The sequence below is a fragment of the Nocardia sp. NPDC046763 genome, assembly GCF_040645495.1.
Classification (GTDB): Bacteria; Actinomycetota; Actinomycetes; order Mycobacteriales; family Mycobacteriaceae; genus Nocardia.
In genome coordinates, this window is sequence record NZ_JBEYYI010000007.1 from 301,393 (window position 1) to 315,060 (window position 13,668).

Annotated in this window: 13 protein-coding genes and 1 pseudogene; 4 read left to right on the plus strand and 10 right to left on the minus strand. The window is 68.5% G+C overall.

Annotation, left to right across the window (positions count from 1 at the left end; genetic code table 11):
* Window positions 1-150 precede the first annotated feature (150 nt).
* Together ctaD and ABZ909_RS15000 are read left to right on the plus strand one after the other, a co-directional pair.
* Complete coding sequence (ctaD, locus tag ABZ909_RS14995; RefSeq protein ID WP_356999135.1) at window positions 151-1,887, plus strand: cytochrome c oxidase subunit I; 1,737 nt, start codon at window positions 151-153, stop codon at window positions 1,885-1,887.
* Between the two features lie 184 nt (window positions 1,888-2,071).
* The gene (locus tag ABZ909_RS15000) at window positions 2,072-2,971 is read left to right on the plus strand and encodes a zinc-binding dehydrogenase (protein WP_356999137.1); all 900 of its coding nucleotides are present in this window, start codon (window positions 2,072-2,074) and stop codon (window positions 2,969-2,971) included.
* Window positions 2,972-3,017: 46 nt separating this feature from the next.
* On the opposite strand, the gene ABZ909_RS15005 is transcribed toward ABZ909_RS15000, so the two are convergent.
* Complete coding sequence (locus ABZ909_RS15005) at window positions 3,018-3,506, minus strand: MarR family transcriptional regulator (protein WP_356999139.1); 489 nt, start codon at window positions 3,504-3,506, stop codon at window positions 3,018-3,020.
* 70 nt (window positions 3,507-3,576) lie between these two features.
* Here ABZ909_RS15005 and ABZ909_RS15010 point away from each other — a divergent pair.
* Window positions 3,577-3,745: pseudogene (locus tag ABZ909_RS15010) on the plus strand (MFS transporter); the annotation flags it as partial.
* Window positions 3,746-3,988: 243 nt separating this feature from the next.
* Here ABZ909_RS15010 and ABZ909_RS15015 read toward each other — a convergent pair.
* Entirely contained in the window at window positions 3,989-4,750 is a 762-nt protein-coding gene (locus ABZ909_RS15015; RefSeq protein ID WP_356999141.1) for an SDR family oxidoreductase, read from the minus strand.
* Between the two features lie 118 nt (window positions 4,751-4,868).
* On the opposite strand from ABZ909_RS15015, the gene ABZ909_RS15020 reads away from it, so the two are divergent.
* The gene (locus ABZ909_RS15020) at window positions 4,869-5,711 is read left to right on the plus strand and encodes a helix-turn-helix transcriptional regulator (RefSeq protein ID WP_356999143.1); all 843 of its coding nucleotides are present in this window, start codon (window positions 4,869-4,871) and stop codon (window positions 5,709-5,711) included.
* A 15-nt stretch (window positions 5,712-5,726) separates the two neighbouring features.
* Here ABZ909_RS15020 and ABZ909_RS15025 read toward each other — a convergent pair whose 3' ends face one another.
* The 8 genes from ABZ909_RS15025 to ABZ909_RS15060 all read right to left on the minus strand — a co-directional run bounded on the left by ABZ909_RS15025 (window position 5,727) and on the right by ABZ909_RS15060 (window position 13,624).
* The gene (locus tag ABZ909_RS15025) at window positions 5,727-6,716 is read right to left on the minus strand and encodes a cation diffusion facilitator family transporter (RefSeq protein WP_356999146.1); all 990 of its coding nucleotides are present in this window, start codon (window positions 6,714-6,716) and stop codon (window positions 5,727-5,729) included.
* A gap of 110 nt (window positions 6,717-6,826) precedes the next feature.
* The gene (locus ABZ909_RS15030; RefSeq protein ID WP_354830724.1) at window positions 6,827-7,003 is read right to left on the minus strand and encodes a hypothetical protein; all 177 of its coding nucleotides are present in this window, start codon (window positions 7,001-7,003) and stop codon (window positions 6,827-6,829) included.
* A 581-nt stretch (window positions 7,004-7,584) separates the two neighbouring features.
* Entirely contained in the window at window positions 7,585-8,241 is a 657-nt protein-coding gene (locus ABZ909_RS15035) for a hypothetical protein (RefSeq protein WP_356999148.1), read from the minus strand.
* A 173-nt stretch (window positions 8,242-8,414) separates the two neighbouring features.
* Window positions 8,415-8,717 carry a 4-oxalocrotonate tautomerase DmpI gene (gene dmpI / locus ABZ909_RS15040; RefSeq protein WP_356999150.1) on the minus strand — a complete coding sequence of 101 codons (303 nt, stop codon included), beginning with the start codon at window positions 8,715-8,717 and terminating at the stop codon, window positions 8,415-8,417.
* Between the two features lie 59 nt (window positions 8,718-8,776).
* A complete protein-coding gene (locus tag ABZ909_RS15045; protein ID WP_356999152.1) occupies window positions 8,777-9,661 on the minus strand; it encodes a LysR substrate-binding domain-containing protein in 885 nt (294 codons plus the stop codon).
* A 139-nt stretch (window positions 9,662-9,800) separates the two neighbouring features.
* Entirely contained in the window at window positions 9,801-10,712 is a 912-nt protein-coding gene (locus ABZ909_RS15050) for a dienelactone hydrolase family protein (protein WP_356999154.1), read from the minus strand.
* A 358-nt stretch (window positions 10,713-11,070) separates the two neighbouring features.
* Window positions 11,071-12,561, minus strand: a complete 1,491-nt coding sequence (locus ABZ909_RS15055; RefSeq protein WP_356999156.1) for an NAD(P)/FAD-dependent oxidoreductase — start codon at window positions 12,559-12,561, stop codon at window positions 11,071-11,073.
* On the minus strand, window positions 12,554-13,624 hold the full coding sequence (locus ABZ909_RS15060; protein WP_356999159.1) for an FO synthase: 1,071 nt from the start codon (window positions 13,622-13,624) through the stop codon (window positions 12,554-12,556). Before ABZ909_RS15060 ends, ABZ909_RS15055 begins: the two co-directional genes overlap by 8 nt.
* Between the last annotated feature and the right edge of the window lie 44 nt (window positions 13,625-13,668).

Genomic DNA, 13,668 nt, shown 5'->3' on the forward strand with positions numbered 1-13,668 from the left:
AGGGTTGCCCTGCAGTATCTTGCATTTCGATCGCGATTCACCCCGACCGGAGTGTTTTCGGCGAGGATCGATTTGCTGTCGGTACGCTGTGCGCCGTTCTATGTGCCCCGATTGGTAGAGCTGGACGGAACCCCTCCCGAGGAGGATGTGGTGACTGCAGTTGCTCCAAAGCCCGAACAGAATCTCGAGGCGGCCCGCCCGTATCCGCCTCGGCACGGTCCCACGGGCTCGTTCATTCTCAAAGTGATCACCACGACCGATCCCAAGATGCTCGGGATGATGTACATGACCACGGCCATCAGCTTCTTCCTGATCGGTGGTCTGATGGCGCTGCTCATGCGTGCCGAGTTGGCGCGGCCGGGTATGCAGTTCCTCTCGACGGAGCAGTTCAACCAGCTGTTCACCATGCACGGCACGATCATGCTGCTCTTCTACGCCACCGCCATCGTGTTCGGATTCGCGAATGTGGTGCTGCCGCTGCAGATCGGCGCGCCCGACGTGGCGTTCCCGCGCCTGAACGCGCTCAGCTACTGGCTGTACCTGTTCGGCGCGAGCATGGCCACGGCCGGCTTCCTGACCCCGGGCGGTGCGGCCGACTTCGGCTGGACCGCTTACACGCCGCTGTCGGATATCACGCACTCCCCGGGCGTAGGCGGCGACCTGTGGATTCTGGGTCTGGCCGTCTCCGGTCTGGGCACCATCCTCGGTGGCGTCAATATGATCACCACCGTGGTCTGCCTGCGCTGCCCGGGCATGACGCTGTTCCGGATGCCGGTGTTCGTTTGGACCATCCTGGTGACGAGTTTCCTTATCCTGGTGGCCTTCCCGATCCTGACCGCCGCCCTGTTCGCGCTGGCCTTCGACCGCCACCTGGGCGGCCACATCTACGATCCGTCGAACGGCGGCAGCATCCTCTTCCAGCATTTGTTCTGGTACTTCGGGCATCCCGAGGTGTACATCATCGCGCTGCCGTTCTTCGGCATCATCTCCGAAGTCATCCCGGTGTTCTCGCGCAAGCCGATCTTCGGCTACACCACCCTGGTCTACGCGACCTTCGCCATCGCGGCGCTGTCGATCGCGGTGTGGGCGCACCACATGTACGCGACGGGTGCGGTGCTGCTGCCGTACTTCTCGTTCATGACGTTCCTCATCGCGGTCCCGACCGGTGTGAAGTTCTTCAACTGGATCGGCACCATGTGGAAGGGGCAGTTGACCTTCGAGACACCCATGCTGTTCGCGGCCGGGTTCATCGTCACCTTCCTGTTCGGTGGTCTGTCGGGTGTCATCCTGGCCTCGCCGCCGCTGGACTTCCACGTGTCCGACACCTATTTCGCGGTCGCGCACTTCCACTACGTGCTCTTCGGCACCATCGCCTTCGCCACCTATGCGGGCCTCTACTTCTGGTTCCCGAAGATGACCGGCCGCATGCTCGACGAGCGCCTGGGCAAGTGGCACTTCTGGACCACCTTCCTCGGCTTCCACGCCACCTTCCTGGTCCAGCACTGGCTCGGTGCGCAGGGCATGCCGCGCCGGTACGCCGACTACCTGCCCAGTGACGGATTCACCACGCTGAACACCGTTTCCACCATCGGGTCGTTCATTCTGGGCGCGTCGGTGCTGCCGTTCGTGTGGAACGTGTTCAAGTCCTACCGCTACGGCGAGGTCGTGACCGTGGACGACCCGTGGGGCTACGGCAACTCCCTGGAATGGGCGACCTCCTGCCCGCCGCCACGGCACAACTTCTACGAGCTGCCGCGCATCCGCTCCGAGCGTCCCGCGTTCGAGCTGCACTACCCGCACATGGTCGAGCGCATGCGCGCGGAGGCGCATGTGGGGTGGGGTTCGAGGCAGCACGCGGTGGAGGAGCTCGAGAAGGCTCCCAGCTAGCTCGTTCCGCACGTCAGGCGCGGCGGCCGTCTCCGGACGGCCGTCGCGCTTTTTTGTGCGCTGACCAGGCTCTCTCCATCCGATAGAAAGATTAGGTTTGACATATGAAAGAGGTCGGAATTAAATTTAGGTCCAACCTAGAAATAATGGCGGAAGCGCCGGGTCTCATCGAAAGGCACTGTCAGTGCGCAAGATTCAGTTCTCTGGCCGCAGCCCCGTCATCGTTACCGCCGCCGAGCCCGTGCCCGGCCCGGATCAGTTGCTGGTGCGCACAGAGCTGGCGGGCGTCCATCTCGGGCTGGTGCGGATGCTGCAGCGGAACAACGGCCCCGACGGCGGTGAGATCGTCGGCACGGTGGTGGCGGCCGGACCGGACCTCGCCGACTGGGTGGGCAAGCGGGTCGGCGGCGTGGTCTTCGAAGGGGCCTACGCCGAATATGCCCTCGCCGCACCGCAATTGATGTCCGAGATTCCCGCCGAAGTGGATGCCGCCGACGCGCTCACGCTGGTGCGGGGCGGCGTCATCGCCCTGGGTCTGCTGCGGACGGCGGGGTTCGTCGCGGGGGAGTCGGTGATGGTCACCGGTGCGGCCAGCGGGGTCGGGCATCTGGCCGTCCAGCTGGCCCGGGCGCTGGGGGCGGTGCGGGTGATCGCGGCAGTCGGCAGCCTGGGCAAGGCCGAGTTCCTGCGCGGCTGTGGCGCGGACGAGGTCGTCACTTACGCGGACGCCTGGACCGAACGGGTGGATACCGTCCTCGATGGCGTCGGCGGCGACGTGGCTCAGCGCTGCGTGGACATCCTCGGCCCGCATGGTCGTCTGATCGCCTTCAGTGCTTTCGGCGGAAATATCGACGCGGGCAGTCTGCTCGGTGAGCTGAAGACCGTCGGCGGCTTCTCGATGGGCCTGCTCAGCAGGACCCGGGCCGATCTGCTGGAGAGCTGGCGTGCCGAACTGTGGAACCTGCTGGCGTGCGGGCGAATTCGCCCGCACCAGACCATTCTTCCGCTCGACCGGATGGATGCCGCACTCGAGCTCATCGAGACCCGCGCCAATCGGGGCCGGGTCGCGGTGCGCATCGCCTGAAGTCGGGGCGCACCTTCGGATCCGGGTGCGCGACCCCGGCGATCTGTCAGGGGCGCGGCCAGGGCCGCCCGTCGAGGCGCTCGATATCGGTGTTGAAGCGTTCGAGATAGCTCGCGAAGGTGGCGACGTCGGCGGCCGACCAGTTCACCATGACGCGGTCGAGGCCATCGGTATTGGCCTGACGCTCGGCCTCGAGGGCCTGTTCGCCCGTCTCGGTGATGCGGAATTTTCGGGCGATGCCGCCGATGGGGTCGGGGATGCGGTCGACCAGTCCGGCGCGCAGCAGGGCGGCGGTCTGCCGGTTGACGGTCGAGGTGTCGAGGCCGAAGGCCTCGGTGAGCTGGCCGATGGACATGGGTCCCTCGACGCTGAGGCGGCTGAGCAGGACGTAGGCGCTGCGGTCGAGGCGGGTGCCGTCGCGGCGGTAGCGGGCGGCAATGGAGTAGCGGCCGAGTAGCATGGTCTCGAATTCCACACGGGCCGTGGGTTTTTCGGACGAGACCGGATCTCCGGACGAATCGGCGGGCTGTGCCATGCCGTCCTTTCGTTGCGAGCTGCGGAATCTGTCTATCACAGCTGAACCGGGCCCGAAGCCGAGCCCCGGTCCGCTGATCGCGGGTTCGGCACTGTGCGCCCTCGCCGACTCGGTCGCCCCCCATGGTCATCGGGCGGGGCCTGCAGGGCATGGGCATTCTGTCCCTCGGTATTTCGGCGCTGCGCGATGTGTTCCCGGCGGAACGGCCGGGCTCGGCGATCGCCATGGTGAGCGCCGCGCGGCCGAAAGTGCTGATCAACAACGCCTTTTCGATGGTGCTGGGCTGGCTACGGCTGGGCGGAGGCGGGCCGGCACCGCCACCGTGTTGAATCGGGCTGGCACCGCCACCGTGTTGAATCGGGCTGGCACCGCCACCGTGTTGAATCGGGCCGGCACCGCCACCGTGTTGAATACGGTGGGCGCGGTGTCCCGACGGAAGTGGCTGCCGCCCGGCCGATTTCGCCGGGCGGCACCAAGGCCGCTCAAGCCTGCTGGGTCGGCAGGGCGACCACCTGGCGCAGGTTCACGTGCGCCGGACGGCTGGCGGTGTAGGCGATCAGATCGGCGATATCGTCTGCGCGCAGCGACTCCATGAACCCGAACATGCCGTCCAGCTCGCCGCTGAGCTCCGCATTGTCGATGTGGCTGCCCAGTTCGGTGTCGGTGAGGCCGGGCTCGATATTGGTGACGCGCACCTTGCGCGCGCCGAGCTCGGTGCGCAATGCCGCCGACAGCTGGGTGATGGCGGCCTGGGTGGCCCCGTACACCGCGTAGCCGGGGAAGGCCACGTGCGCGCCGATGGAGGAGATATTGACCAGGTCGGCGGTGCGGCCCGCGTCCGCGGCGGCCAGCAGGTCCGGCAGGAAGGCGCGGATCATGCGTAGCCGCCCGGCCACATTGGTCTCCAGCATGCGGGTCCACTCGTCCTCGCGGCCGTCGGTGATCGGGTTGGGCAGCATGACGCCCGCCGAGTTCACCACCAGATCGACCGGGCCGAACGCGGTGTGCACCGCCTCCGCCGCGACGGTCACGCTCGCCGCATCGGTGACGTCCACCGGTACCGCCAGCGCGGTCCCGCCCTCCGCTTCGATCTTGGCGGCCAGGGTGTCCAGCCGATCCGCGCGCCGCGCCAGCAGTGCCACCCGAGCTCCGTTGCGGGCCAGCAGCAGTGCGGTGGCCTCGCCCATGCCGCTGGCGGCTCCGGCGATGACGGCGGTGCGACCGGACAGGTTCTCGTAGCTCATCTCGAATGCTCCTTCGCTTTCTGCGTGTGCATTCATCCTGCGAGCGTGCGCAATCGGCAACGAGGGTTGCGGTTTTCCTGGGTCTGCCGGTACCAGGATGGATTCGTACGCTGGACCCATGCAGAACGATCTCGGCGACTTCCTGCGCTCGCGCCGCTCCCGCATCCAGCCCGCGGACGCGGGGCTGCGCGAATACGGCCGCCGCCGGGTCCCCGGTCTGCGCCGCGAGGAGGTGGCGCAGCTCGCTGGGGTGAGCGTCGACTACTACATCCGCCTGGAACAGGGCCGCGGCAAACATGTTTCGGACGCCGTGCTCGACGCGGTCGCCCGCGCGCTGCGGCTGAGTGATCAGGAGCGACTGCACCTGTACGCGCTGGCCCGGCCGGGCGGCACCGTCGACGCACATCCGACCACCGTGTCCAGCGTCTATCGGGACACCGTCCACCCCGGTGTCCGGCTGGTGCTCGACGCCCTCACCGCGCCCGCCTTCGTGCTGGGGCGGCGGATGGATGTGCTGGCCTGGAATGCCTTGGGTGACTTGGTATCCGGCTTCTCGCGCATGCCGGCAGCGGAACGCAACCAGGCGCGCTATCTCTTCCTGGATTCCGCCGCGTCCACGTTCTATCCCGACTGGGAGACGGTGGCCGGTGAGACCGTCGCCTTCCTGCGGCGCGATGCGGGACTGCATCCCGACGATCCGAAGGTGGCCGCGCTGGTCGAGGAGCTTTCCGTCCGCAGCGCGGTCTTCCGGCGGCTGTGGGCCGCGCATCCGATCAAGGAGAAGACGCGCGGGGCCAAGCTGATTCAGCATGCCGAGGTGGGGCGGCTCGAACTCGGCTACGAAACCTTCGCGCTGCCGGGCGATCCCGATCAGCTGCTGGTCGTGTACACCGCCGCGCCGGAGTCTCCGGCCGCGGCGGCGCTGTCGCGGCTCGCCGGGCCGCACTCCGTTCACGCCTGAGCCGGCAGTCGACTCTCAGTTCGTGGCAATGGGTCTGCGGTGCACGGGGCCGTGCGCGTCCTGGCAGTGCGGGATGTGGTCGTGCTCGGTGTCCGGGCATTCCTCGTGGTCGGTGTAGTCGACCTGGAGCACGCTGTGATCGATGTGGTGCTTGTCGGAGAGCATGCCGGCGACGGCGGCGCGCACCGCCTGGCTGTCGGTGTCGGGCGCGACCAGGATGTGCGCCGACAGTGACGGGGTGCCGGAGGTGATCTCCCAGATGTGCAGGTCGTGCACCTCGATGACGCAGTCCACCGCGGCCATCTCCCGGCCGATCTCGACCGGGTCGAGGTGGGCGGGCGCAGCCTCGAGGAAGATGCGGCCCGAGGCGCGGACCAGGTCCACACCCGCCTTCACCATGAGCACCACCACGATCAGGGTGGCGATGCCGTCGGCGCGGGCGAAGCCGGTGAGCATGATGATCAGACCGGCGACCGCGGTGGCGATGAAGGCGAACAGGTCATTGAGGATGTGCTGGTAGGCGCCCTCGACGTTGAGACTCGTCCGGTTGGCGCGGCTGATCATCCAGCCGGCCAGCACGTTCACCATGATGCCGACCAGTGCGGTGGCCAGCACCAGGCCACCGGTCACCTCGGGCGGGTTGATCAGGCGGCGGACGGCCTCGTAGGTCAGCCAGGCCGCCAGGCCCAGCAGGGTCAGGCCATTGGCCTGGGCGGAGAGGATCTCGGCGCGCTTCCAGCCGTAGGTCATGCGACCTGCGGCGGGCCGGACCGCCAGCCGGATGGCCCACAGCGCCAGCACGATCGAGGCCGCGTCGGTGAGCATGTGGGCGGCGTCGGAGAGCAGCGCCAGTGACTGGGCGACCAGGCCGACCACGACCTCACCGAGCAGGAACGCCACGATGACCGCGAGCGCGCCGGCCAGCCAGCGCTTGTCGCTGTCGGCGGTCGCGCCGTGTGAATGTCCGGCGTGGTCATGCCCGTGTGAATGCTCGTGCCCGCCCATAACCCTCCTTCGGTAGTGCCCGTCGAACACCATATGCATGAATCGCTATGTATGCAATATTTGTGACACGTCCGGTTCGGGTGGTTTGCCAGGAGAAAGCTCCGGCCTCTTCACGAGAGGTCGCGGAACGTCATGAGGAACCCGGCGAACGCGATCACGAACAATGCGACGAACCCGGCTGCCCGCAGCCACAGCCAGGGCCAGTCCCGGACCCACAGCCCGGTGAGCATGACCCCGACCAGCATCAGCGCCCCATAGAACGGCGTCCGCTGCGGATGGCGACCCATAACTCCTGCATACGCCTGTTCCGGGCGTAGAGCAGTCGCGGCACGCCGGGCCTGCGCGGGGTCAGTTCCGGGATTCGGCGTCCCAGCCCGGAGATATCGGCGGCGGTATACCGAAAGGCGCGGAGGATCGTGTTCGAGACAGCCGGGAAGACCAGGGCGGTGTCGCTGTCCGGATGCTCGGTGAATGACGGGACTACGTACTCCCATCAGATCCGCCGATCCGGGGTCACTTGGAAGACGCGCCCGAGGGCCGCCTCGGCGAACGGGGTGTTGCCAGGCGCCTATGTACGGGGTGAAGAAGGCCTCGCGCGGCGAATCCTGATACGTGCAGGCGAGTTCACCGGTGGCCAGGTCGATTTCGAGGACCCGGCGGTAATTACCGACTCGCCGGCGGCCGCACCGTTCGAGCCGACTGCGCCCGTCCGATCGCCGAAAAGCCTAGAATCACAGGGGTGGACGCAATCCTGACAACCATCGGTGTGGTCGTGGTGATCGGCATCTCCGGCGCGGCCTATGCCGCGTTTCTGCTGCTACGCGGTCGTAAATAATTCGGGGGCAACCGGTTCCGCGTTGCCGCTCGTTCAGCTCTGGACCCGGGGCCAGGGGTAGAAGGCCAGGTGGATGAGCAGCACCACGAGTGCGGCCAGCAGGATCGCGGCGATCGGGTGGGCGCGGCGCTCCAGGTAGCCGATGGTGCGAAACAGGGTGGGGAAGGGGACATCCCGGCTGAAGAACATGGCCAGAATGCTGGGCACGATGACCCACATCAGGGCGATGAGTCCGTAGAGGACGTACGCGCCCAGATAGGACTGCGGGTGCATGCCGCGGCCTGCGGCGGCGAACAGGACGCCGAAGACGAAGGTGCCCACCGCGGCCAGCAGATACCCCGCGCCGAGCAGGGTGATCGGCGAATCCGGGTTGGTGACACGGCCGTTCACGGTGAGGGTGCGCCCCGCGACCGTCTGTGGGATGGGCTCAGGCGGGGTGGCCAGTTGCGGGACAGCGTAATACGCCAGCAGCACAATCACTGACACGACGATGAGCCGCACGAACGAGTGCTGGGTCTCCAGGTGCCCGATGGTGTTCGAGATGGTCGGCCAGCTCGCCAGTCCGAAGACCGACGCCAGCTCCGAGGTGGCGATCGCCAGTCCCGCGAGGCCCCACATGCAATAGCCCCAGAATTCCACCGAGCGTCCCGCCGCTGTCGGTACGGCCGCGCTGCCGACATCCTCCGTCATGCTGCCGTTGTATCACTGAAACGGGGGTCTACCTGGGAACATGCACAGTCGATGCCAGGTTGTCACGAGTCCGACATCTAACGGTACCGGCGGGTCGGTTCGGGTGCGCCACGGCTGGTTTCGGCTGTGTCACTGCCGGTTTCGGCCACCCTGGCGACCCGCCGGTGTACCGGCTACTTGCCGTCGGCCGTCAGGCGACCGGCCGTGCCCCAGCTGTCGGCGGGCGTCTCGTGGATCCACACCTGCACGGCCTCGGCCGGAATCTGATAGGCATCCACGAAGGCGTCGGTGATGCGGCGGACCAGGTCCCGCTTCAGTTCGACGGTGCGCGGGCCCTGCTGCACGGTGACGATGGGCATGACTGTTCTCCTTCGCGAAAACTGCTGGGATACCGGCCATCTCGGAACCGGCGGTTCCGATCTCCGATCCGTTCGGCGGCCTGGGAACAGTTCACCGGAAATCCACGCCGCGACCAATGATCAGGTCGTTCGCGCAGTGATAAGCGATCGTTATCGCCTGCGCGCCCGCGAGATCCCTACGCGCCCGCGAGCAGAGCGCCCAGCAGGCGCAGATTGGGCGACGCCGCATTCGCCCGCACCGCCAGCGCGATGGGCAGGGTCAGGCCCGCATCGGCGAAGGGGCGGAAGGCGACCCGCGCGTTGTGTACCTGCCGCGCATTCGATTCGTAGACCACCGTCCACATGGGCGAACCCGCGCCGATGGCGGCCAGCGTGTCCTGCAGGGTGGTGGAGGTGGGCGCGGGCACCGGCTCGAATCCGGCGCGCACACACGCGTTCAGCACCAGATCCACCAGCGCCGGATGGTTGCGCCGTTCGGTCAGCCGCAGCGGCACCGTGGACAGGTCCGCCAGCCGGACCGAATCTTGGGCCGCCAGTGCGTGTTTGGCGGGCAGGGCCACCACCAGTGGATCGTCCCAGGCGGGCAGGAAGTCCAGTTCCGGGCTCTCGCCGGGTTCCGGCGAGCGCACGAAGGCGGCGTCCAGACCGCCGTCCGCCACCCGGGCCAGCCGATCCCGCACCGGCAGCGCCACCAGCTCGACCTGCACCTGCGGTGCCTGCTCGGCGAAGGCGTCCAGGACCGCGTCCAGGCGCTCGCCCAATCCGGTCACCGTGCCCAGCCGGAACACCTCCGCGCGGCCACCCGTCAGGCCGGCCACGCTGGCCCGGGCCTGATCGGCCGCGGCCAGCACGCCTCGCGCCGCGGGCAGGAACCGCAACCCGGCCTCGGTCAGCCGCACCCGTCGCGGTGAGCGGTCCAGCAACTGCACGTCCAGATCCCGTTCCAGCCGGCGCACCTGCTGGCTCACCGCGGGCTGCGCGATATGCAATCGCTCTGCGGCCCTGCCGAAGTGCAACTCCTCGGCGACGGTGACGAAATACCGCAACTGACGCAATTCCACATGCCCATGCAACCACCCGGCCCGCGCCGAGAGCCATGTGGCCCGAGGCAGGAACCAACCCGGCCCGCAACCGGAACCCTTCGGCCCCGCGGCGGAACGATTCGGTCCGAGGCCGGAAGCTGTTCGGCCCGAGGCAAGGTCAGGCCAGGTAGCGGCCGTACCAGTCGAGCACCCGCCGCCAAGCCTCCGCGGCGGCGGTGGGCTGGTAGCGGGGGCCGGTGTCGTTGAAGAAGGCGTGGTCGGCATTGTCGGCCACGAAGCTCTCGTGCGGGAGCCCCGCCTTGTCCAGGGCCGCCTCGGCGGCCGGGCGGGAGGCGTCGACCCGGCTGTCCAGCGCGCCGTAGACGGCCAGCACCGCGGCCTTGGATCCGGTGAACTCGCCGCCGTCGGGGAACGGGCCGTAGAAGGGGGTGGCGGCCGCGAGTTCGGGGGTGCCCGAGGTGAGCAGCAGCCAGGTCAGGCCGCCGCCGAAGCAGAAACCGGTGGCGCCCAGCTTCTTTCCGGGCACGCGGCGCTGCAGCTCGGTCAGGCCCGCGCGCAGATCGGCGATGAAACGGTCCTGGGGGATCTTGCCGAGCGCGGCGGTGGCGGCCGCCTGATCGGTGAAGGTGGCGGTGCCGCCCTCCTCGGAGAGCAGATCCACCGCGAGCGCCGAATACCCGACGCCCGCGAAACGCCCTGTCACCGAACGGATGTGGTCGGTCAGACCGCGGTTCTCGTGGATGACCAGCACGCCGCCCATGGGCTGGGACGCCTCGGCCCACGCGGCCTGCAGGGTGCGGCCCTCGGGTCCGGCGAAGGTGATGGCGGTGGGCTGCAGGGCCGTCGCGGTGCCGGGCGGTACGGCCGGCGGGGTCGAGGACGAACTCGCGGCCGCGGTCGTGGGGGCGGACTGCTTGCCCGAGTCGGCGCAGGCCGCCAGCAGCGCCACGGCCGCCGGTGTCCCCATGCCGAGCAGCCCCAGCCGCCGCAGCGCTTCCCGGCGGCTGAGCAGGCCCTCCGCGTGATCGGTGGCAATTTCCTCTGCGATATAGCGCTGCAGCGGCGTCATGTCCTCAGCCTAGGCCGACGGACCGGTCCGGTCTCGGTCGAAACGCTGTGGATATGCCGTCTGCGAAGATGGCGGAATGATTGCCACCATGGCTGCGGTCGCCGTATCGCTGGTTGTCCGGGGGCTGCTGGCGAAGACCGGACCGGTGGCGGATCAGTCCGCCGATGGTCGCGGTCACCACCGGTGTGGTGGTGCCGATCGACTTCGCACCCGCCGCGGTCATCCTGTGGGACAAGCGAATTCCGGTGCGGTGTGCAATATTCTCGACAGCGAGAGCGGCTACAACGACTGAATCGTCTGCCCGCCTGTGGCTACCGTCGTCGCGTCACGGCCCGTTCCGGCGCGTGAGCGGCCGGGATCACCGGTAGGCGGAAATATCGAAGGCGCCGTTGCTCTGGCGGAACGAGACCGCGGAGTCCGGCCAGAGCAGTGTGACGCGACCGGTCTGTTCGTCGCGGTACCAGCTCGTGCAGCGGCCCTGGGTCCACACCGTGTCGCGGGCGCGCTCCTCGATATCGAGCATGGAGGAGCGGACCGCCTCGGGCGTGACCTCCAGGACTGTGTCCGCGCTGGAAGCGAGATGGTCCAGGGCGCTGAGCACGTAGTCGATCTGGGTCTCGATCACATAGATCGCGGAATTGTGGCCCAGCGCCGCGTTCGGGCCGTCCAGCACATACATATTGGGGAAGCCGTCGACGGTGGTCGACGCGTGCGCGACCATGCCGTTGCTCCAGCGCTCGGACAGCAGTGAAGTGCGGCCCCGGATGTGCTTGGCGATCGACGGCCGGGTGGCGTTGAAACCGGTGGCGAAGACCAGGATCTCGAGATCGTAGGTGTGCCCGCTCGCGGCGATGGCCAGACCGTCGTCGATGCGGGTCAGCTCGGTCGGCTCCAGGCGGACGGTGTTCAGCTGCAGGGCCGCGTAGTAGTCGTCGGAGAAAAGGATTCGCTTGCAGCCGATTTCGTAGTCGGGGGTCAGCCGCTGCCGCAGGCGCGGATCGCGGACCTGGGCCGCCAGATGGTCCGTGGCGCGCCGGTGCAGCAGATCGATCTCCGGGTGACGACGGCGCCGCGCGGCGATGCTGAGCTCGGCCTCGGCGAACAGCTCGTCGCGCAGTTCGGTGATGGTCCGCGGATCGGCGGCGAAGCTCGACAACTCGTCGGGGGTGTAGAAGCGGTCCCCGCGCGGCAGCACATAGGGCGCCGAACGCTGGAAGACCACGACCTCGCTGGCCTCGCCCGCCAGCCGCGGCAGGATCTGGACCGCGGACGCACCGGTGCCCACCATGCCGACCCGCTTGCCGACCAGCGACACCTTCGGATTCCACCGCGCCGAATGCCAGTGCCGCCCACCGAAATTCTCCAGCTCCGCGACCGGCGGGATCCTGGGTTCGGTCAGCCGTCCGGTGGCGATGATCAGGGTGGCGGCCGAGAAGTCGCCGCGGGAGGTCCGGACGAACCAGCGCGCCTCGGCTTCGACCCACTCCGCCTGCTCCAGCGCGCAATTCAGCCGCAGATACGGTTCCAGCTCCTCCTGCTGGACGCACGACCGCAGGTAGGCGTGGATCTCCGCGCCCTCGGCGAACACCCGCGACCACCGCGGATTCGGCCGGAACGAAAAGGAATACAGGTGGGCGGGGATATCGCAGGCCACGCCCGGATAGCGATTGTCGCGCCAGGTGCCGCCCACATCGTCGGCCTGCTCGATGATGACGAAGGAGTCCCGGCCCCGGCGGGCGAGCTGGATGCCCATGCCGATACCGGCGAAACCCGCGCCGACGATCAGGACGTCGACCAGTTCGGGGCTCGAATGTCCTTCGGCGCCGGCCGGATCCGTGGCCTCAAGCATGGCCGTACCCGGTGGTGCGGCGGCGCGGCGAGCGGCCCAGCTCCTCGGCGATCCGATCGACATCGGTGACGGTGAGGCTCAGCCCGGCCTCCGGACCGGACTCCGGCGCGAGCCGGCCGTCGAGCAGCAGGCCGCCGAGATCGTTCGCGCCGCCGCGCAGCAGGGCGACCGCCACCGCCAGCCCCAACCGGGGCCACGCGGCCTGAATATTGTCGATGCGCCCGTGCAGGAGCAGCCGCGCGACGGCGTGCACCGCCCGCGTCTGCCGCTGGAGTGGTTCGGGCACAACGGGATCGAGGAAGCCGGACGCCGCCGTCACGGGAACCATGGGCATGGCGATGAATTCGGTGAAGCCGCCGGTGCGATCCTGGATATCGGCGAGCAGCCGCAGGTGCGCCACCTGCTGCGCGGGGGTCTCCACATGCCCGTAGACCATGGTCGAGGTGGAGGTCAGGCCCGCGCGGTGGGCGGTCTCGATCACCTCCACCCAGCGGCTCACGGGCAGGTCCGGGCTGCCCTTCAACCGGGCGCGGACATCGTCGTCGAGGATGCGCGCACCGGTGCCGGGGACCGATCCGAGGCCGGAATCCTTGGCCCGTGCCAGGAATTCGTCCAGTGGCATCGAGCGGCGCGCGGCGCCGTCGAGCAGTTCCTCCGGGCGGAAGGCGTGCAGGTGCAGGGGAGCGGTCTCGGTGATGGCGGCGATCAGCGCCAGATAGTCGTCATCGCTGTCGGCGGGCAGCGGGCCCTGCATGCAGATCTCGGTCGCGCCCAGCGCGTGCGCCTCCGACACCAGCGCGGCCAGTCGTTCCCGCGCCGCGGAGCCGGAGACCACGGCGGTATCCAGATTCCGATTCACGACATAGGTGAGGGCATCGCCGACCGTCCGCTGCCGGAGCGCATCGGCCAGCTCGCACAACCGCTCCAGCTCGGAGCCGTCCGCGTGCAGCAGCGCGATGTATCCCGCGTCCGGCAGGCCCGCCGGATTCCGCTCCGCTTCCGCGAGCCACTCCCGTACCCGGCCCGCATCGGACAAGCCAATCTCGGCGACACCACGATCCACGATCGCCACGATACCGCCGCGCCTCCGGGCGTCCCGGCCCGCTC